A 19,534-nucleotide genomic window follows, 5' to 3' on the forward strand; every position below is an offset into this window, starting at 1 on the left:
ATCATTTCGCTTGTCTCCGTGGAAAAGGTTTTTGAGCGTTCCGCCCAAAGCCTTGAACACGAAGAATACCACGAACAAAGATACGATGTCGTTCATAAGCTATAGTTTTCGTTTGTTATACTTGTGACTTGTACAGATTGATGATGTCCATCCCCATCGACTTGGCTTTTCGGCAAGTGTAGAACGTGCCGCCCTTGGGCTTGCCGTCGAAGAAAGCAATCAGTCCGCACGAATGAGAAAGCATATAATCATTTCGTCTGAGCAAGCATCCATTGAAATAGTGCTTACTCAACAGGATAGCATCGTCCGCCTTGTCAAGAATATCCCAATAGCGGTCTTGCTCCCTTGCGCTCCACCTCTCGTTCTGACCGTCATAGGGAATGACGGCAATAAGTTTTAAATTGGTAAGTTCCGCTTTCAATGAAATCACCACTTCAGCAGCCAACATATCGAAGCCGAGTGCCATGCCACAATAGAAATTTGTGATACCCATAGCATAGAGCAGCCTTATCTTGCCCCTCAGTTTCTTCCTTATCTCGTCCTTGCGGTCTTCCGCTATCGTGCGATGTCCCGAAAAAGCCACGGAATTGGCTTTGATGTACTTTGTTTTATCCATATCACTTTGCATATTTATAGTGTGTGCGTCCCAAGAAAAGACCTCCCAATACGTTTCCGCCAAACATTTCCAACTGATTGGCAAAAATGGCATAGCTTGCGCCGGTCGTTACCACATCATCAAAAACATAGATGTCCTTGCCTTTGAAGTAGGCTTCATCAAACTCAATCACTTGTGTCTTAGTGATGCTCTTTTCCTTGTCATGGCGGTGCTCGTGTACTGCCAAGCGGTCGCCTGAAACGGATATGTGCGAATAGCCGTTGATGATGCCGCAAAGCTCGCTCACACGATTACAGAAAGCCATGTATCGACTCTCGTTCTTGGCTTGGGTGCTGGCTGGCACACATACAAACACGATGTCCTTTATCTTCTCACCACAAACTTTGATAAGATGTGCTGCGGTCATTTGCGCCACCTTCTCAAAAGCGTTGTCCCTTGCATCCTTGAACGCCCAAATCAGTTGGCGTGCAGCCACTGCGTCCTCGCCCACATTGCGAACTCTCACAGGGAAATACTTCAAGAAGAAATCCATCCTCTTGCTCAGCTGTCTCTTGATGCTATCGTCTATCATTCTTACCATAGTCGGAAAAATTATTTGTGTTAAACTCAATTTTCATTTTCCCTATTTTCGGAAGCCTTTCGGCTTGCCCAAGGGATATTTTTCCGCCACGCAAAGGTGTTGGAAGGCAAAAAGACAAATCGGAAGCGAAAAATACGCTCTATATGCAAGGCACATAGAGGAAGATTTTTTGAAAAGCATCCATGATGCCCAATTTGGCATTTGCCACGCAACTGGTACCTTTGCGGAAAATATCCGAAGCGGCAAAGACGATGGACGAAATGAAATGACTATAAGTGCTACTACATAAGATTACAACAAGAAAAGGGTGGGTGTGGAACTGCGCCATCGGTGCAATTCCGCAAGGGTGGGACGAAGTGCTATAAAGAGAGAACGGTTTGCCGATTATAACAGAAGGACGGAACAAAGATGCGGCAGGAGTAATTGGGAAACTCTCTTGGCATCCATGCCGAGTGTGTTTCCGCTCCAGCCTTCATGCCATGTGGCTTATTGCAGTAGCGACAGTTGGTCGCCACAATCAAGGAGCCTTTTGGCATGAAATCTTTGTAACGGCTATAAAAGGGTAAACCATGGATTATAAAAGGAAGACGAGAAGCGAATATAAAAGATATGGGTGGGAGTGAAACTGCGCAACAGCCAGACAAGCTATCCCACGAAAGGGGTGGCATTGGTAGACAGCATGTAAGTGACGGTTGCGTCACGGATGCCGTTAGCCAATGCCATTCTGTTCGTGCTTGTCCTTCGGCAAATGGTCATTCTTCATCTTTCGGGATGTTACTCCCGATAAATGAAGAATGTCGCTTTGACGAACTGTTGGTGCGGTTTCGCAGATGGGTGGGACGAAGCGTTAAAAAAGAAAGGTGATTTGGCTGATATAAAGGGAACTCGTAATGGCGGTTATAAGAGTAAACTTGCTAATAGTGGCTATAAAAGTAAACATGGTTGTATGAACAAAACAAAAGCGACCGAAGCCGCTTTGTTTATTAGAGAGAATGAAGAAATCCTATTTCTTGCCTTTCTTGGTAGGCTTTTCAGGCTCTACCGTTGGAGTTTCCTCCTTGTCTGGTGTAGGATAGAACTTGTTTGCGATGAAGACGATGCGGTTGTGCTTGGTGCCTTGCTGATCAACCCACTCGTCTGGCTTGAAGTAGCCCTCGACGGTGAGCATGGTTCCCTTCTGCAGCTTGTCGAAAGAATCAACATGCTCGTTCTTGCGCCATGCCTCCATGTTCATGAAAGCTGATACTCTGTTGGTTTCCTCACCATTCTTCTCCTGACGGCTGACTGCCAATGAGAAACGTGCTACAGAAGCGTTGGTGAACTGACGGATTTCTGCGTTGTTGCCTACGAATCCTGTTACTACGAAAGTGTTCTCGATCTTTTTCATATTGAATTACTTTTTGAAGTGAAACTTAATTTTTACATGCAATCCAAGAGCAGGGATGTGGCACATGAGGGCAGCACCATGAAAATCGACTATAATACTCGTTTTCTGTTGGCGGTGAGGAGAAAAAGGAAGATTATCGGCTATTTTATTGGTCACAGCGAAGCGACCGCACAAGACGGATTCCATCTGTCGAAGCATCACGCTACCTTTGCATAGGAAAAATAGTGGCTTCAAAAAATCGGTAATTCAGAAAAGGACGCAAGAACACCGTAACAGCATCGTATGGCTCAATCATTTGCAGTAACCATCACCAATGCAAAGCACGTTTCCATGGCGTGTGCCGTCATAAACAATGGTAAACCAACAGGCAATACACTTTTCTGCATGGAGGGTGGTCGCATGAGCATATTGACAAAGACAAGCAGAAGGAGAACCTGCTTCGAAGGCTACTCCTATTTGTAGAGGAAGGTAAGCATGAGCAACCAACTACAATCGCAATGCTGCAAACAAGATCCATCCTCAGACAAAAGGCTTCATTGTACGAAAAGCTCCAAGAAAGGCGTAGTCGCAGATTTTATCTCATACAAAGAGGCAGGTCGCCATTTGGCGAATACAACCTCAAAGCATAGCCATATAAAAGTTTATCGGCAAACGATGAAGGGAGTTTGCCGTTACATACAAAAGGGCTTTTACTGGCGGAAAGAAAAAAGATGCCTGGCGAGTATAACCTTCACCAAGCATCCTTTTCGTCAGTCATAGACAAGAACGTCATCACGTCTTTCTACAATTTCCTTGCCATTGCGCAATTTCACTACGATGTCCTCACCATAGTCTGCAACCACGAAACCTTCTGTGCGTCCTCTGTAGGGTATCAGCAGTGTGCAACTGCAACCGATAATGTCGGTCAATTCTTCGTATTCAAACATAGCTCTATAAAGTTTGTGGGTTCTCCGAATGATAAATCACCTTGCAATCCTCAACCTCGGCAGGTAGTCCAAAGGCAGGATAGTGCGAGAATGATGCGTTTCCGTCTTGGCTGAGTGGAGAAACAATCTCCACTTGCCATTTCTGCATGAAGCCATCAACCATCTTGATGTCCTCGTCACTCAATCCCGTAGGGTCGCCATTGATGATATAGCATAATGCCCAAGTGGGGATTTTCTCTATCGTCTCAAATCTTTCCATCAGCCAAACGTGAACTTGTTTATATAATAATAGGTATCCTCGTTCTCATACTCATAGCCGTTGATGAAGTCCACCATTTCATCATCGGTTCTGTCGCCTTGCGAGATACCCATCTTCTCACACCACTTGGCAATAGCATCTTGGCAAGTGTCAAAGATGTCCTCACAAGCATCCTCGAAAGGCTCACCCGAAGAACTCACACAGCATTCCTCTGGGAAGAAGCCTTGCTCGTCGTGGACATAGAAAATGTCGCATCCACATTCTATCTCACGATAACTGATGGAAAGTTCTCCACCAAGGACTTTGTTCAGTTCATCAAAGAACTCCTCACAGGCAGACCAAGCACTTTCGGTGTCAAAGGACAACAAGCAGATGTCATCGTCTGCCTCAAACTCTGCCCAATAGACATGTCCTCTTACCGATATGCCCATCTTCTCATAGTCGATGCCATAGTGTTCCGCCAACTTGTAGAGATATACGTTCTTGGTGTTCACCTCCATTGTTTGGAGCGTGTTCCAAAGGTCGGCTACCGCCTTGCGTTCGCCCATCACCTTGTACTGAGTGTCACAAATGTTTGCCATAAGTCTTCATTTTTTTATTCCCTAATTTTGCATCTGCAATTTCGGGATTGATTAAAATTTTGTTGCCTCAAAAGATGTCTGTGCTTTTCCTGCAAGGTTCTCTGCTCAAATACGACCTGCAAGGTGGAGATTTTAGCAAGAGACCATAGGCACTGACCTTGCAAGGAATATGGGTACAGACATTACCTTTGCAACCAAATTTATCAAAGCCCAGAAATGGTGATGAAGATTCAGGTAACGGAGTAACAATTAGAAAAGTTGAGTTGTGAGGATAAAAAAGCCAAGAACGACTTGAAACAAGCGATTACAAGTGGAAAGTAACAGAAATCATACAAGAGTTCTTACTGGCGGAAAGAAAGAGAGCGACAACCCAATACTGCACATGGCACGATTGGGCTATCGCTCCGCAATTCGTTCAGTTCATCCAATCCATTAGTATATATATCCTAAGATGAATGAATTTATATTTGTGTATTGGCTTTGGTTGGCAGCTATAGACAAGTAACACATCTTTTTTCTTTCCGCCAGTAAAAATGGTTCTTGAAGTAAAAGTAACAGGGAAAATGGTTGTTGGGTAGCAAAATTTGTTGCACAAGATTTGTTTTTCATTTTGTTGGTTCTTTCTTGTCACCCGATAAAATGATGCTTACGTTTGAGCTTTCCTGTACCTGCTGATAATCAAGTAGGTAACAAATAAGAAATATCGTCTTTCAATGTACAACGCTGGAAGCCCCACGCCGATGTAAGTATATAGTACCACCTATCAACTCATTGCTAAATGCTATGAGCCAATAAGGGCTGTATATATGATACATCCCAAGGGGCGTCCCCGTTGCTTTGTTCTTGACAGACATTTGGAAGTTGCGAAGTTCTAATAGCGTCAAAACCAAAGCGTACAGTTACGCCTTTATGTATATATGTCCATCCCACCTTCGCCCAATTGGAGCTTCCAGTAAGGATATGACACCGCAAAAGTAACAATTATTATCGAAACAACAAAACTTTTAGCTAAAAAGTTTCGAAAAAAGTTGTATGAGGGGACACAATAGTAAAAAGGAGAGCTATCTCGGAACATGATTCTTCCAACAAAAGGGATGAGGCTATAATGATATTTAGAAAGAAGTACGCAAGCGATAAAGAACCAATAAATACACGCACGTAAAAATCTTTTTTCTCGAAAAAAGTATCAAAGTCTCATTTTTCGGTATAGAATAAGGCTTATATCTTTTATACACAGAGCTTTATCACGAATGAGACTTCTCTAAAAATGAAGGGAGAAGTATCATCGAAGTATCATAAATTAGCGAGAAGTATCATGATTTCTTGCTTGCATCGAAAAAAAATGCTTTATGAAGTGATAATAATAGCATTTATAAGGCAATAAACAGGATGTTTTTGCGTTTAGTAAAACAGAATGTTTTATTCTTAATACTTAAGAAACATGGATGAAAAGGAATTACTGAAAAAGGCTTTTGAGTACGGAAACGTACCTAGCAACATCACCTACTGTTTCACCGAACCATGTCCGATGAAAAACAAATGCATTCACTATCTATCCGGTCTCTACAAAAACGAGAAGACTGATAGAGGGGATGCCATTTTCCCAAATGCCCTGAAAAACGGGAATTGCAAGTACTTCGCTCCGCTGCGTGTCGTGAAAATGGCATGGGGATTCGACAAACTCTTTGCCGAAATGAAAGTGAAAGACGCTCCTGCACTGCGCGCCGAAATGAGAGACTATCTCGGCAGCAAAGGACAATACTACCGTTACAAACTGGGACAACTGAAACTCCTGCCGGAACAACAGGCATATATCAAACAGCTCTTCGCCAGATACGGATATAAAGATGTTGAATTCGACCATTTCTCAGAAGAGATTGATTTCACTAAAAGCTAATCTTTTTCTCTGCCCTCCAGATGTTCCAGCCATGCCATTTAAGCGGTCCCACAGAGAACACGTGACGGGCTACCGGTGAACACGTGACGGGCTACTAGAGAACAAGTGACGGGCAGCCATTGCCCGTACAACGGGAAACGAGTGCCCAATTTATCAACAAAACTTTGGGCAACGCTGATAAGATTTTATGTTTATAGTTGACAGTTTATGGTTAATAGTTAACAAACAAACATCCTAATCAATATATTCAATGAAGGTAACAATCGTTCATACAAACAACAAGAAGCAGCTCCTCGTCAGCACAAAGACGATGGAGAAGTTGCTGCAACGTATCGCAAAAGATGACAGCAGACTTACTGTTACCCATTTCCGCGAATACGTGCCCTATATGGAAAGCGGCTACGAATATTACAAGGATATGCCAACATGGATGCACATCTACCCCGCTGCTGAATTCGCCAAAGACGAAAACAACAACCTGAAGATGAAGGCGTGCAACGGTATCCTGATGCTGAAATTCGGAAACATTACGGATGCAGACGGCGTGGAGGGCGTGAAGCGCTCGGTTGCCATGCTGCCTTCTACCTTTGCTGCGCTGGAAGGTGCTGATGGTAAGTCGGTTATCGTATTGGTGAAATTCAGCAATGAAGATGATTTGCTGCCTGCTGAGGAGGCGGATGCCGAACGACTGTACCGCATCGCTTACCAGCAGATTCTGCCTGTATATCAGGCGATTGCTAAGGCTTCGGTGCTCACAGACGGACCGAAACCTTCTATAGAAGCGGGCGCAAACCTGTCTTTTGAGCCTTCGATGCACAACAGTTTTATGATGACGCTCGATGCGAAACCTTATTTCAACAGTAAGGCGGTGGCGATGAAGATTGACAGCAACATGCACCCTCAGAACCAGGCTTTCAACACGGAAGATAATCAGCAGATGATTCCTGGTTCCGGTACTTCGGAAGAAGAAAAGAAAGTTGACAAGAACAGCGTTCGCGAGAATATCATGAGCATGATGCAGCTGCTGAAAAGTAAATATAACTTCAGATACAACACGGTGATGAAATTCGTGGAATACATGCCGAAAGAGAAAGGTTGGTATGGTTTCCAGCCCGTAGATCCGAGAGTGCAGAAGCGCATGACGCTGGAGGTGCAGCTTGCCGATATCCGAGTGAGCATCAAGGATGTCAGGAATTTTCTAGAGTCTGATTATATCAAGAATTATAATCCGATAGATGAATATCTCTTCCAATGCTACGACAAATGGGATGGAAAGGACCATATACGTGCCTTGGCTCGTACGGTTCCTACCAACAATCCTTACTGGGCAGACTGGTTCTACACCTGGTTTCTGGGCATGGTTGACCAGTGGCGCGGCTTTACCCATCGCCAGTATGGCAACTCGGTGGCTCCGCTTCTCATTTCCAAGCAGGGTTACAACAAGAGTACTTTCTGTCGCCGGCTGTTGCCGCCAGAGCTGCAATGGGAATATAGCGATAATCTGATTCTGTCAGAAAAACGTCAGGTTTATCAGGCGATGGCGCAGTTTATGGTCATCAATCTTGATGAGTTCAACCAGATTTCTCCACAGGTGCAGCAGGGATTTCTGAAGAATCTCATCCAGTTACCTACGCTGAAATACAAGCCTCCGTATGGCAGTCATGTCATGGAATTTCCTCGTCTCGCCTCGTTCATCGCCACGAGCAACATGAAGGATATTCTCACCGACCCATCCGGCAACCGAAGGTTTATAGGCGTGGAACTGACGGGACCAATCGATGTGAGTGTGCGTCCGAACTATCAGCAGCTTTTCGCCCAGGCGCTGACCGCTTTGCACAATGGCGAGAAGAGTTATTTTGATGCGGAACAGGTGAAGTTGATCATGAAGAACAACAGCCAGTTTGAGGTAATCCAGCCGATAGACCAGTATTTCCAGCTCTATTTTGATTTGGTTGAGAATGAGAAAGAGGGCGAATATCTGACTGCCGCCGAGATTTTCGACTATCTGAAAAAGCAGATAGGTTCATCGCTCAAGGTGAACAGTTTGATGGGATTCGGCAGGAAACTGGCGAATATGAGTGAGTTAAAACATAAGAGATTTGCAGATGGAATGAAGTATCTTGTAAAGAAAAAGTAAAATAATGATACTTCTATGAGACTTTAATGAGACTTCTCGGCACAAAAACCGAGAAGTCTCATTCTCTTTATCTTGTTATCTATCAAGTCTTTAAGTCGATATTTTCAATAGAGAATGAGACTTTGAGACTTTTTTCTCAAAAAACTTTTTCACGTAAGAGAAAACTATTATCCTTTAGATAGCATAAAGGAAGGTACGGATGAACCAGTAGCAAACGATACCTGCGATGTAACCTACAAAAGCAATCCAGGAGATATGCTTCATATACCAGCCGAAGGTAATCTTCTCCAAGCCCATTACCACCACACCAGCGGCACTACCGATAATCAGCATTGAACCACCGACACCGGCACAGTAGGCGAGCAACTGCCAGAAGACACCATCCACAGCCATATCACCAACAGCTGCCACAGGATACATTCCCATACAGCCGGCTACCAGAGGCACATTATCAACAATACTTGAAAGCACACCGATGATACCAGTTACGAGGTAGTGGTTGCCATCGAATACGACGTTCAAGCCCTGCCCCAAAGCTGTCAATACGCCAATCTCAGCCAAGCAAGATACTGCCATCAGGATTCCGAGGAAGAAGAGAATGGTACTCATATCAACACGAGAAAGCAACTTGGTTACTCGCTTCTGAGTACCCTCGGCATCAGCTCCACGATGCAAACCGCGATAGAAAACTTCGGTAGCAGTCCAGAGAACGCCCAATACCAGGAGGATTCCTACGAATGGAGGCAAGTGGGTAATACTCTTGAAGATAGGAACGAAGATCAAACCGCCTACTCCCAACCAGAACACTGCCTTGCGCTGACCTTCGGTGAAATCGCTGACCGCTGCATTCTGCTGGGCAGAAACCTCAGGCATCACGAGTTCGCCCTTCAACATGGTCTGAAGGATGAGGGCTGGAATCACCATGGAAACTACAGACGGGATGAAGATTTCGGCGATAACGCCGGCTGCAGTAATCAATCCCTTGTTCCAGAGCATGATGGTGGTAACGTCGCCGATTGGTGAGAAGGCACCACCCGAATTGGCTGCGATGATGACGAGGGATGCATAAACCATGCGATCCTTGTGGTCGGTGACGAGCTTTCGGAGAATCATGATCATCACGATACTGGTGGTCAGATTGTCGAGGATAGCTGAGAGGAAGAAGGTAAGGATAGCGATACGCCAGAGGAGCGCACGTTTCGACTTGGTCTTCATCACCTTGCGAACCCAATTGAATCCGCCGTTCTGGTCAACGATTTCCACGATGGTCATCGCACCCATCAGGAAGAAGAGTGTTGTGGCAGTATCGCCCAGATGTTCCTGGATGATTCCGGTCACCTTCTCCACCATTCCAGCAGCACCGCCTGTATAATCAGGGTGCATCAACTGGAGATACTGCATTGGATCCACCATGTAGAGGGTCCAACAACCTACCAACATCAACAGGGCAATTGCTGCCTTGTTTACCTTTGTCAAGCTTTCGGTAGCTATGAGTGCATAGCCGAGCACGAAAACGACAATAATAGAAATTGTAAGTGTAGTCATTACCTTTTATTTATTATTAGATATTCTTTTCCTTTAGATATGATTTGGCACGTATGTTAACCAAACGGCTGCAAAGATACAAAAAGAAAAGCAATAACCACACGATTCCTTATTATAATTGTATGAAATCGTTTACTTAATTACGGATTTAACCTAAATAATAACAGATTTCGCCCTGTACGGTTGAGGCATTTCGTAAATTTATTGCTCTGAATGTATAGAAGCAAACAAAGTTACTTTTTGAGGAGTTGCTACTCTGTATGTCCAGTAGAGGCAGCTCTCTTCGGGGAAAGTATCCATGTATTCATTGAGAGAAGCCAAATGCCTGGATAGAGCCTTCTCATCATACTTACCTACAGTAAACGACAGAAGATATTTGCCATTGTCTTTTAGATTAACTGACTTTAGGTGGCAGATAGCCTCAGCTATGTCGTCTTGATATGCATACGAATAGACAGATACCACATTCTTTCCTCTGATGATATCGGAGAAACTTCTGAAATCAAAGCCTACCATACCATGAATCTCCACATTCTCCTTATACATCTGCAAGAAGTGCTTCAACTCCATGTATGGATTACAGCCTGGATTTTGCTGAAAAGACAAGATAGAGTCGATATTGGATTCATCCCTGAAGCAGAGTTCCGGAGTCATTTTTACGACTACATTCTTTCTGGCACGTTCGTGGTTCTCCAATACCTGATGAACATGTTCTGCTCCTTCGGCAGTAGATACCACTACCATATTGATAAGTGTGCAAGAACGGTTCTCGACGGAATATATTCCATCTGAGCGAAGCTGATTGATAGCTTGCTGACTAACATCGTCAGCAGCTATCAGTAGCAATGAATCAAATGCGATTTCTTTCTTTTACCTTTGCACCCAGGAATCAAGTTAGGATATTTGGTTAATGGGTGTTAAGGTGAACTATCTTTCTTTCAAGGTATGCCCTTTCTCATGTCATAGTCCTTATATAATCCAGCCAACTTTCTTGATTCCATTTAACTATTAAATGTCAAAATTATGGATAAAGAACTTTACATAGGCGTGGATGTCTCAAAGCAGACTCTCGACCTTGCTTATTATGACGGAGAAAGCATTGATTGGAAGAAAGCCCATATAAAGGTGAGCAACAACAATGCAGGTTTCAAGAAAATTGGTTCATGGGTGGCAAAGGTAAGCAAGGGGTTTGATATAGTCTTGTTCTGTATGGAATATACAGGACTTTACACCCAAAACTTTAGACTGTGGTTGGAAGAGAAACATTATATTTATAGGATGGTGGAACCTCGCAAGATGCATCGCTTTGAGCCAGACTTGGATGATGGACTGCGTTCGCTCGACCGCATCAAGACTGACGAGCTTGATTCTTTCCGCATAGCCATTTACTGTGAGCAGAACCACAGAAAGATTCTTCGCAACCCATCAAAACTTCCTTCTCCTGTATATTTTAAGTTGAAGAGGCTTTTGGCGGAACGCAAGCAGACAGTCAAGCAGTCAGTCCTTTACAAGCAGCAGCTTCATGATATATGTGCGTATGACACAGATTTGTCTGTGGAACGTAAGAATGGGCAACTTAAAACGCTCAATGATGCACTTAAAGGCATAGACAATGAAATTGACATGTACATAAAAGAAGATGCGGACATCAGCAAGAACTTTTCCCTGCTGACATCAATACCTGGTATTGGGCGTGTTGTCGCACTTGAAACCATTGTCTTGACCGAAAACTTCATGGCAATAGATAACCCACGTAAATACGCTTGCTATATTGGTGTCGCTCCTTTCAAGAAAGAATCTGGTACATCTGTGAGAAAAGGCTCGTCAGTCTCTAAGAAAGGTTTTAAACAGGCAAAGGCAGATTTGTCCATTGCCTGTTTGGTTTGCATGCAGCACATTCCGAACATCAGAGATTACTGGGAACGCAAGAGAAAGGAGAAATGCAGTGGAATAGTGTTTAATGCAATCAAGTTTAAGATGATACTCCGTATGTTTGCCGTTATAAAACGAGGTACTCCGTATGTGGAGACGGACAATTATCGAAATGGGAAAAACAAGCAACCAGGAGTGAACTAACAGTGTTTTAAGACCATCACTATACCATGATAGAGTCTCTTGGTTGCTTTTGGCACTACCTTTGCGAGGAATCCTCAAAAGGAAGGAACTCCAGACAGAGGTAGTGAACTTTTTAATCTTAGGCAAAGCCCTTTCCCTTGATATAGTCTCCTCTGCCCGAAATGTCAGACTCAGTGCCTTTTAGGGAATTAGCTGTCCGTCCCAGCTTTTAAAAGATTTGGCTTATCCTGACATAGAGAGTTCCTTTCGTAAAGCGGTGCAAAGATATGAAAAATAAATCATTTGTAGGCATTGACATCTCTAAAAATGTCATAGATGTATCTATATTTCGTGAGGACACCAACATCAAAATGTTCCCTCATGAGGTGTTCAACAACACTCGCAAGGGATTTGGCGATATGTGCTCATGGCTCAAAAAGAGCCGTGTGGTACTTTCCCAAGCCCTGTTTGGCATGGAATTTACAGGTTGCTACTCCTTGGACTTGGAAAAATTCCTCACGTCCAAGAATTACTCTTTCTGTATGCTTAGTACACGTATAGTAAAACATCATCCTATGGGGACAATAGATAAGCGAGACAAGAATGACTCTGCAAAGATAGCTGACTTCCTCTATCGTTATGATGGCACGGAATGTGCCAAGCCATACAAGTTGCCAAGCAAGGCTATGCAACAATTGAAGCAACTTGTCAATGAGCGTAAGTTCCTTGTGGAGCAACGGACAAACTTTATGAACCGAATGCAGATGTTTGAAACGAAAGAGGATTCTGCCATGTATGAGAGCTACATTAAAAAGCTCAATCATGACATTGAGAAGATAGATCAGGAAGAGTGTGAATTAATGTCCAAGGAGGAAGATGTCTTTGACACTTTTCAGAATCTGTTGACGATACCAGGAATTGGTTTTGTCAATGCAACAAACATAATTGCCATCACACGAAACTTTACCGCTTTTGACACAGCTCGGCAATATGCGAGATATGTTGGCGTAGCTCCATGCAGTCACACTTCTGGTACCAGTGTGAAATGGCGTGCCCGACCTTCCGCACACTGTAACGGTCAAGTGAAAGCTGACCTGTCTATGGCGGCATTGAGAGCTGTTGAGTACGATGTGGAAATGCAAATGTTTTATAATCGAAAGTTAGGAGGCAGAAAAGATTCTGATACTAAGCGTAAGGCATTGAATGCCGTCAAGTTTAAGCTCATTTGCAGAATGTTTGCCATAGGCAAGCAAAAGAGAAAATGGGAAGTGTTGAACACCTCTGACGACAGAAAGAACTTACATATTGAAAAGTCCAAAGCAAGTGAACTATGACAATGTACCATTGTCTCTTATAGTCTTGTGAGGACAGATACGGATAACTAATTAGGAATCGAGCAAAAAGCTATTAAAAGAAAGAGTTCCGTATCGTTTTTTTTGTAACAGAAAAGTCAAAAAATGTCTTCTTCTGCTACAGGGGTAGGTATGACTATATGCTTTCTGGGGGCTATTTTGCTTATTTTAACACAAAAAAGCTCTCAAAAATTTGGTGATGTCTTAGGAATCATGAGATTGATGCTTGGTAATCCTCAAATCCGCAACCTATAGGGTTTAGTGGGATTTTGCTTGCAAAGCGACAAAATTCATTTTATTGTACATATTTCTTGCACAACAGAAATGTCGCAGACACAAAATCCCCTTACCCCATAAAGCGACTTGAGGTAATACGCTGGTTTAACCAGAAAAGCATGGTCTTTAACCAAAGTCTGTCTTGAACAGGTTGGCATAAGCATTGTTGTCTGAGTAAATGTTCAATACATGCCTACGTGATGTCTTAATCCATTTCGCAGGAACAGAGATGAACTTGAAAACAAAGGTCTTGATTCTGCTGGTGGCACGCAATCCAAATTCATGGGTTTTCAATCTCTGCATAATAGCTTTGTAGAAGTTTCTGATGAGAGCTGTCATAAGCAGGAATACAGTATTCTGTGCCATGAACGATTTTGGCAATCGATTCCAGCCAAAGCCATTGTTCATGTCATCGAAGATGCGTTCCTTGCCACCACGAAGATTGTAGAATTCCACGATGTCTCTTGCACTCGACTTGTAATCGTTAGTCAGTATACATCTGTAGGTATATTCGCCTTCCCAAATGTCAAGGTATCCATCTATTCGCCTTTGTCTCTGTATGACAAGACGATACGGTTTTCCTTTCCATTTCTCAACAAGGATAGAATTCAACTCAAACTCAATACCGTTGATTTCAACAGTTTTCCATCCAGTTAAGGCAAACATGGAATCGTAGAAAGAAGAGCATCTGTTGGCACGAATATAAAAATGCCTGCAATGAGCCTCTACCATATCTACGATTTCCTCCGAACATGAGCCGCAATCCATGCGGGCACGAGAAATATATATTTCCGAAGCCTCCAATCGCTTGAAGATTCTTTCCAAAGTCTCTCTTTGGTTGAAGCGCACGTTTGTGTTACCGTCTCTATTTTCAATACCGACAATCATGTCGTTAATGACTGCCACCCCTGGACTATAGCCCAAGAACTTCTTGTAGGTTGGTTTTGCATCATACTTCTCTGTTTCAATGAACTGATGGTCAAAGTCAAAATCATACTCTTGACCGGATTTCAATTGACCAGTAGCAAGCAGGGCATTGACCAGTAAGCAGTTCATCTTGTCTGCAGTATTGAAATCATAGGATTTGCCAGAAGCAGACTTATAGGTGATGCTCTTAAAAGTCAGTTCTTCGATAGCACGTAATATGGTGTCTGCGCTGCAAGTGCGAAGAGTTGGATGAAGAGACAAATGTTTCATCAGGTGAGTTGTAACATCCTCAATACATGAGCCACCACAAAGATATACGCACATCAGAGAGCGTAGAATCTCGCTATATTGATAACCAAACATAGTGCATCTCAATCCCAAGGTGGAATCTATGGTTTGAGCTAAAAGAGCATCAAATTGCTCCATAATCGAAAAAATTCCCCCAAAAGGAGTGAGTTTCTCAGATTTTATTTGTATCTTTGCCATGTCATATTAGAGTTTTGCTTGTCTTCTTTTCGCAACACTAAGGTAAGTGAAAATTCTGACATGGCAAAATCCTGGGTAACTTTTTGTTGCTCAGGCACTTATAAATAATGTTAAATATAGTGTTGCGGAATTAAGGGTAATTATAAACTACAGCTTGTCTATGATGCCATGCTTTTTCAGAATTTCAAAACGGGTTTCCATAAACTTAAGCATCTTGCCATTGTGCATATCTGCCAAAGTTTGAGGATCATCCCAATCATACCAATTTTTATCACATTTTCTATTCTCGTCACTTAAATACGAAAATCCCCAAGGGAATTCTTTCCATTGCTCTTCAGAAAGTTTACCCGGAAGATTCTCTTGTGTGAACTTAGGATACTCGTCATCTGGATTGCCAGACTCTATCTTAAATTTATGTTTCAGCTCTTCCAGATTTGAATAGTCCCCATTAATAATAGACAACCCATATAACATTCCGCCATTATTATCGTCTGTTCGTGAGAAATAGCCAACCACGAATCCTACTTGTGATTGACACTTCTTCTTTCCTACAAAAATCATCCAAACATCTTTATCATTATCCCATTTAATGATGTTAACATACCCATTATCATTTTCACGAAGTTCAAGACCATATTCACCTGCCTTTTGCACTAGCTTTTCACAGAAGTCTTTTCTGATTTTCTCTTTTATCTTTTCCCCACTATGTATGATATTAAGTGTCACATCTAATAAATTTTCATCTGAAAACAACAAATTCCACAATTCATTTTGATATTTTCCTTCCATAATCTGTCTTGTATTTTTTATATAAGTTATGTATTGCTTAATCACTTCATGAATGCGAGGGCATCCTTTTGATATATTCAAACACTCATCAAGCCAAGATAAGATATTTGGCTTATTATCAGACTGGTCATAACTTACCGGATAATAGGTTATTGTATTGGAACCCGTAGAATCCTTCGAAGCATATTGACCAGATGGAGTGAGATATATCAAGATAAAATCCTCATATTTCTTATCATCTTTACCATGATTATAATATCGCTCAAGTTGTTTAGGTTGATCTTGAGCAGGATTGCCATATCTATCAAACTTGTTTTCAATAATGATAGCATGCTTTTTGTCATCATGCAAGAGAATGTCTATTTTTCCTCCAGTAGAAGTACCATCCTCAGATATCTCATTATTGCCCAAATAAACATCTTGATATTCAATATGACTCGAATTGATATCATATTGAAAATCAGGCTTCAACTTTTCCACAATCTTATCTAGAAAAGCCTGCAAGAAGCCTTTCCCCACTCCATGATTGGCATCCTTATCAAGCAGCATACGAAGAAAAGGGGTATGCAGTTGTTCCTCAAAGCGCGAAAAATTCAAATATTCAAAAACGCTGAAATATTCGCCTTTTGCCTCACGCTCTTTCTTCTCAGCCTTACTTTTCTGTAAGATAGACTGAGCTTCTTGCAGCAATTGCTGTATAGCTTTTAAATCCATATTACTAAAATTTTAATTTCATTCTTTTTCTTATACTTATTCCACATTCTTATAATGTCTATATCAGAAAACGGAAAAGTCGGGAAGATATTATATAAATTTCATTTTTTTTATTTCCAGTGCAAAAGTACAGAAGACATGGGTAAATTGACTGCACAGGTTCGTTTTATTTTCACAAAATGATGAAATAATTGAAATTTGCATGAACCTCAAATCCGCAACTAAGCCCTTCAACGTCCTTCTTGCGTGTACACGTTCTCTCATTACAGAATTATCAGATAAACTGAGGCTGAAACACCCACTTCAGCTCACAACATCCCCTTACCCCACAATGCGACTTGAGGCAATACGCTGTATCATACCCATAAGTTGTAGGCGTTATCCAAAATCAGTCTGAAAAATATCTGCATAAGCATTATTACAGGTATAGATATTCAGCACATACCGCCTTGATGTCCTGATCCACTTGGCTGGTACAGAGATGAACCTCAAGACAAACGCTTTTATGCGACTTGTAGCCTTGAGTCCGAACTTCTTTACGTCAAGTCTTTGGATAATGGCCTTGTAGAAGTTACGGATAAGTGCTGTAAGAAGAAGGAACACAGTATTCTCTGCCATGAAGGATTTGGGCAATCTGTCCCACCCGAGTGCAAAGGTAAAAGAGCGATATCTAATGAAAATAGGACGTGAGCCTTTACTTTCTCATGATGAAGAGCTTGAACTCGCTAGGAAAATCCGTAAAGGTGGAAGTGAGGGAGAGCGTGCCAAAGAGAAATTGATTAGAGCCAACTTACGTTTCGTAGTGTCCGTTGCGAAGCGATATCAGCATCGAGGTCTTGCTCTCACAGACCTCATTGATGAGGGGAATATTGGTTTGATAAAAGCTGTTGAGAGGTTTGACGAAACTCGCGGCTTTAAGTTTATCCAATATGCGATATGGTGGATTCGCCAGAGCATTCTTCAGGCTATAGCCGAGCAAAACCATATTACCCGCATCAGTTTGGATAAAATCGGTTCATTAAAATAAGCGTTTAATGAAAGAGACAAGAAGTTGCCCTGCTCGTGATGGGTGGTACGATTTTTTATTCTTATTATTTGTTAATGGGCAGTTATTTTTCACAGCTTTTTATTAAATTTGTAGATGGTAAGGCATTACTATATTATGTCTATGCTATAAGTGTAAACAATTTTCAATATAACAAACAGCCTATGAGTGCTAATAAAATAACTTTAGGACAGTATATCGATGGTAAGACGATCCAAATACCATGTTATCAGCGTGGATATATTTGGGGAAAGGAGCATGTTGGCTCTAAAAATTCTGTGAGTTATATGCTTGATACTTTATGTGAGGGTTATAAAAACTCTACGGACATCTTTATCCAAGGCATTACCGTTGCTATAGAAGGTGACAAATATTCTGTTATAGATGGTCAACAGAGAAGTACATTTTTTTATCTATTACTCAAAACTTTGGGTGTAGAGCATCCTTTTACCATCGAGTATAATAGCAGTAGAGGTAGTACAGTCGGTGGTGGTAAAGTAAATCCTGGAGAATGGTTAAAGAATTGCAATGAAGATGAAGAAATAACTACTCAGGACGGTTATTTTTTCAAGAAGACTATCTGTTTGATAAAGAAGCATGAACTTTATACTAAGAATAAGAATGAAATAATCAAGTATATACGTCAACATGTTTACTTCTTGCTCATTAATATATCTCAGGAACTTGCCGTCTCAACATTTACCATGATGAATGGCAATAAGGCCATTATGCAAGATTATGAACTAATTAAGGCAGACTTGCTTCGCATGGCTTCTTTAGGGACTGGTGGATATACTAATAATCAGGCTAGTGAGTGGGACAATATCTCATTGCGTAGTAGATATGCCCATGAATGGGATAGATGGCTTCATTGGTGGAACCAGGAAGAGGTAAAACTTATGTTTAATTGCCAAAATCCGATGGGCTGGCTTTTGAAGACCGAATTTGAAGACAATAAAAGCGGATTGTTTGAAGCCTATAAATTAAAATTAAAAGAGAATAATAAGGCAAAGAATCCTGCATTTTCAGCAAAGTACCTTTTTTCTCAGTTAAGAGATTGCCAGCACAAGTTTGAAGATGTTTTTTCACTTCCAAAGGAGGCGAACTGCTTTGGAGTGATAATGAGGTTGCTATCTAATGACCAAGACAAAATAGGCTTTATCAAAGCATACTTTGGTTATACAGGTGAGAATGACAAATGTAATGTGCAAGATTTAAAGCTTGTTGTAGATTTACTTTTGATTGGTTTCACCTACAAGAATATAGTTCATCATGATTTTGAAAAGAAAGATAAAATAGAAGAATTTCGTCAGACATTGGCTCAGAATCCAATTTATGGTGTGAATAATGAGCTTGCATATAATTATCTCTTGGTTAGAAATGTTGAGAGAGACACTGAATTGAATAGAAAGTTTGACTTTACTATTGTGGCAGGTAATCGCTCCTTGGAGCATGTCTATCCAAAGTCAATGGTTTTACATTTACAAAATAATGACATCTATAGAGGAGATAGTGAACCATTAAAGTATGAAAAGGATTTCAAAGATGAAGATTTTAATAAGCAAAATGGTTCTTTGAAACTTGGCGAAATAATTATGGAAAAAGGCTATATTTCAAGAGATGACATCCAAAATCATTGGAAAGATTTAGTCAAAGATAATTCATCGGAGCTATCTTTGGATTTGGCATCTGTTATATTGTCAGAACACAGCATTGGCAATTTGTTGCTATTATACGGAAATAACAATTCTGAATTTGGTAATATGTTGCCTGAGAAAAAACGACAAAGCTATTTTGATTTGAGTAAAGGTTTTTTCAGCAGCCGTCATCTTTTGCATACAGTGTTTAGTTTCGCTCAATACCAAAAGTTTGACGAATCAGCCATTTGCCAAAATCAGTTGGATGTAATCAATGATGTTGAGCAGCGCATCAAATATGTGGAATTAATAATTAAGTAAAACG

Annotated in this window: 17 protein-coding genes and 2 pseudogenes; 8 read left to right on the forward strand and 11 right to left on the reverse strand. The window is 41.6% G+C overall.

The features are described 5' to 3' along the window. Positions 1-115: 115 nt before the first annotated feature. The 3 genes from ONT18_RS10670 to ONT18_RS10680 all read right to left on the reverse strand — a co-directional run bounded on the left by ONT18_RS10670 (position 116) and on the right by ONT18_RS10680 (position 2,583). On the reverse strand, positions 116-616 hold the full coding sequence (locus tag ONT18_RS10670) for an SLOG family protein (RefSeq protein ID WP_181976292.1): 501 nt from the start codon (positions 614-616) through the stop codon (positions 116-118). A gap of 1 nt (position 617) precedes the next feature. Further along, positions 618-1,196, reverse strand: a complete 579-nt coding sequence (locus ONT18_RS10675) for a hypothetical protein (RefSeq protein ID WP_058322074.1) — start codon at positions 1,194-1,196, stop codon at positions 618-620. A 1,003-nt stretch (positions 1,197-2,199) separates the two neighbouring features. Then, the gene (locus tag ONT18_RS10680) at positions 2,200-2,583 is read right to left on the reverse strand and encodes a single-stranded DNA-binding protein (RefSeq protein WP_217313221.1); all 384 of its coding nucleotides are present in this window, start codon (positions 2,581-2,583) and stop codon (positions 2,200-2,202) included. A gap of 18 nt (positions 2,584-2,601) precedes the next feature. Between ONT18_RS10680 and ONT18_RS10685 the strand changes: the two genes are divergently transcribed. Both ONT18_RS10685 and ONT18_RS10690 read left to right on the forward strand, forming a co-directional pair. After that, complete coding sequence (locus ONT18_RS10685; protein ID WP_141565419.1) at positions 2,602-2,799, forward strand: hypothetical protein; 198 nt, start codon at positions 2,602-2,604, stop codon at positions 2,797-2,799. Between the two features lie 66 nt (positions 2,800-2,865). Then, positions 2,866-3,045 (forward strand): hypothetical protein, encoded by a 180-nt coding sequence (locus ONT18_RS10690; RefSeq protein ID WP_264905496.1) that lies wholly within the window; start codon positions 2,866-2,868, stop codon positions 3,043-3,045. A gap of 287 nt (positions 3,046-3,332) precedes the next feature. Here the strand turns inward: ONT18_RS10690 and ONT18_RS10695 are convergent, their stop codons facing one another. Genes ONT18_RS10695 through ONT18_RS10705 form a run of 3 tightly spaced genes read right to left on the reverse strand, consistent with a single transcriptional unit; the run spans position 3,333 to position 4,349 of the window. Further along, on the reverse strand, positions 3,333-3,509 hold the full coding sequence (locus ONT18_RS10695; RefSeq protein WP_010537206.1) for a hypothetical protein: 177 nt from the start codon (positions 3,507-3,509) through the stop codon (positions 3,333-3,335). A gap of 4 nt (positions 3,510-3,513) precedes the next feature. Next, positions 3,514-3,768, reverse strand: coding sequence for a DUF6926 domain-containing protein (locus ONT18_RS10700; protein WP_010537207.1), 255 nt, complete (start codon positions 3,766-3,768; stop codon positions 3,514-3,516). After that, positions 3,768-4,349: a hypothetical protein gene (locus ONT18_RS10705; RefSeq protein ID WP_264905499.1), complete on the reverse strand. Its 582-nt coding sequence runs from the start codon at positions 4,347-4,349 to the stop codon at positions 3,768-3,770. Before ONT18_RS10705 ends, ONT18_RS10700 begins: the two co-directional genes overlap by 1 nt. Before the next feature lie 1,441 nt (positions 4,350-5,790). Between ONT18_RS10705 and ONT18_RS10710 the strand changes: the two genes are divergently transcribed. Beyond that, the gene (locus ONT18_RS10710; RefSeq protein ID WP_118141200.1) at positions 5,791-6,246 is read left to right on the forward strand and encodes a DUF6078 family protein; all 456 of its coding nucleotides are present in this window, start codon (positions 5,791-5,793) and stop codon (positions 6,244-6,246) included. Between the two features lie 250 nt (positions 6,247-6,496). Then, positions 6,497-8,383, forward strand: a complete 1,887-nt coding sequence (locus ONT18_RS10715) for a VapE domain-containing protein (RefSeq protein ID WP_264905502.1) — start codon at positions 6,497-6,499, stop codon at positions 8,381-8,383. Between the two features lie 174 nt (positions 8,384-8,557). On the opposite strand, the gene nhaD is transcribed toward ONT18_RS10715, so the two are convergent. Both nhaD and ONT18_RS10725 read right to left on the reverse strand, forming a co-directional pair. Then, positions 8,558-9,928, reverse strand: a complete 1,371-nt coding sequence (gene nhaD / locus ONT18_RS10720; RefSeq protein ID WP_264905504.1) for a sodium:proton antiporter NhaD — start codon at positions 9,926-9,928, stop codon at positions 8,558-8,560. Between the two features lie 201 nt (positions 9,929-10,129). Beyond that, positions 10,130-10,774: a hypothetical protein gene (locus ONT18_RS10725; protein ID WP_264905506.1), complete on the reverse strand. Its 645-nt coding sequence runs from the start codon at positions 10,772-10,774 to the stop codon at positions 10,130-10,132. A 177-nt stretch (positions 10,775-10,951) separates the two neighbouring features. Here ONT18_RS10725 and ONT18_RS10730 point away from each other — a divergent pair, with 177 nt between their 5' ends. Together ONT18_RS10730 and ONT18_RS10735 are read left to right on the forward strand one after the other, a co-directional pair. Continuing rightward, positions 10,952-12,004 carry an IS110 family transposase gene (locus ONT18_RS10730; RefSeq protein WP_007896891.1) on the forward strand — a complete coding sequence of 351 codons (1,053 nt, stop codon included), beginning with the start codon at positions 10,952-10,954 and terminating at the stop codon, positions 12,002-12,004. Positions 12,005-12,270: 266 nt separating this feature from the next. Further along, entirely contained in the window at positions 12,271-13,317 is a 1,047-nt protein-coding gene (locus ONT18_RS10735) for an IS110 family transposase (protein WP_007896893.1), read from the forward strand. Positions 13,318-13,737: 420 nt separating this feature from the next. On the opposite strand, the gene ONT18_RS10740 is transcribed toward ONT18_RS10735, so the two are convergent. The 3 genes and pseudogenes from ONT18_RS10740 to ONT18_RS10750 all read right to left on the reverse strand — a co-directional run. Beyond that, positions 13,738-15,024 carry an IS1380 family transposase gene (locus tag ONT18_RS10740; RefSeq protein WP_264903518.1) on the reverse strand — a complete coding sequence of 429 codons (1,287 nt, stop codon included), beginning with the start codon at positions 15,022-15,024 and terminating at the stop codon, positions 13,738-13,740. Positions 15,025-15,171: 147 nt separating this feature from the next. Then, positions 15,172-16,527 (reverse strand): PD-(D/E)XK nuclease family protein, encoded by a 1,356-nt coding sequence (locus ONT18_RS10745; RefSeq protein ID WP_264905508.1) that lies wholly within the window; start codon positions 16,525-16,527, stop codon positions 15,172-15,174. A 378-nt stretch (positions 16,528-16,905) separates the two neighbouring features. Then, a pseudogene (locus tag ONT18_RS10750) lies at positions 16,906-17,172 on the reverse strand (IS1380 family transposase); the annotation flags it as partial. Here ONT18_RS10750 and ONT18_RS10755 point away from each other — a divergent pair. Together ONT18_RS10755 and ONT18_RS10760 are read left to right on the forward strand one after the other, a co-directional pair. Beyond that, a pseudogene (locus tag ONT18_RS10755) lies at positions 17,144-17,548 on the forward strand (sigma-70 family RNA polymerase sigma factor); the annotation flags it as partial. The pseudogenes ONT18_RS10750 and ONT18_RS10755 sit on opposite strands and share 29 nt — an antisense overlap. A gap of 44 nt (positions 17,549-17,592) precedes the next feature. Next, the gene (locus tag ONT18_RS10760) at positions 17,593-19,530 is read left to right on the forward strand and encodes a DUF262 domain-containing protein (protein ID WP_264905510.1); all 1,938 of its coding nucleotides are present in this window, start codon (positions 17,593-17,595) and stop codon (positions 19,528-19,530) included. The last annotated feature ends 4 nt before the right edge of the window (positions 19,531-19,534 follow it).

The sequence above is a fragment of the Segatella copri genome, assembly GCF_026015295.1.
GTDB classification, from domain to species: domain Bacteria; phylum Bacteroidota; class Bacteroidia; order Bacteroidales; family Bacteroidaceae; genus Prevotella; species Prevotella copri_C.

What these genes read in the sequence shown, in the direction of transcription:
- ONT18_RS10670 (WP_181976292.1), bottom strand. Translation starts at nt 616, where the DNA reads ATGGATAAAACAAAGTACATCAAAGCCAATTCCGTGGCTTTTTCGGGA.
- ONT18_RS10675 (WP_058322074.1), bottom strand. Translation starts at nt 1,196, where the DNA reads ATGGTAAGAATGATAGACGATAGCATCAAGAGACAGCTGAGCAAGAGG.
- ONT18_RS10680 (WP_217313221.1), bottom strand. Translation starts at nt 2,583, where the DNA reads ATGAAAAAGATCGAGAACACTTTCGTAGTAACAGGATTCGTAGGCAAC.
- ONT18_RS10690 (WP_264905496.1), top strand. Translation starts at nt 2,866, where the DNA reads ATGGCTCAATCATTTGCAGTAACCATCACCAATGCAAAGCACGTTTCC.
- ONT18_RS10695 (WP_010537206.1), bottom strand. Translation starts at nt 3,509, where the DNA reads ATGTTTGAATACGAAGAATTGACCGACATTATCGGTTGCAGTTGCACA.
- ONT18_RS10700 (WP_010537207.1), bottom strand. Translation starts at nt 3,768, where the DNA reads ATGGAAAGATTTGAGACGATAGAGAAAATCCCCACTTGGGCATTATGC.
- ONT18_RS10705 (WP_264905499.1), bottom strand. Translation starts at nt 4,349, where the DNA reads ATGGCAAACATTTGTGACACTCAGTACAAGGTGATGGGCGAACGCAAG.
- ONT18_RS10710 (WP_118141200.1), top strand. Translation starts at nt 5,791, where the DNA reads ATGGATGAAAAGGAATTACTGAAAAAGGCTTTTGAGTACGGAAACGTA.
- ONT18_RS10715 (WP_264905502.1), top strand. Translation starts at nt 6,497, where the DNA reads ATGAAGGTAACAATCGTTCATACAAACAACAAGAAGCAGCTCCTCGTC.
- nhaD (WP_264905504.1), bottom strand. Translation starts at nt 9,928, where the DNA reads ATGACTACACTTACAATTTCTATTATTGTCGTTTTCGTGCTCGGCTAT.
- ONT18_RS10730 (WP_007896891.1), top strand. Translation starts at nt 10,952, where the DNA reads ATGGATAAAGAACTTTACATAGGCGTGGATGTCTCAAAGCAGACTCTC.
- ONT18_RS10735 (WP_007896893.1), top strand. Translation starts at nt 12,271, where the DNA reads ATGAAAAATAAATCATTTGTAGGCATTGACATCTCTAAAAATGTCATA.
- ONT18_RS10740 (WP_264903518.1), bottom strand. Translation starts at nt 15,024, where the DNA reads ATGGCAAAGATACAAATAAAATCTGAGAAACTCACTCCTTTTGGGGGA.
- ONT18_RS10745 (WP_264905508.1), bottom strand. Translation starts at nt 16,527, where the DNA reads ATGGATTTAAAAGCTATACAGCAATTGCTGCAAGAAGCTCAGTCTATC.
- ONT18_RS10760 (WP_264905510.1), top strand. Translation starts at nt 17,593, where the DNA reads ATGGGTGGTACGATTTTTTATTCTTATTATTTGTTAATGGGCAGTTAT.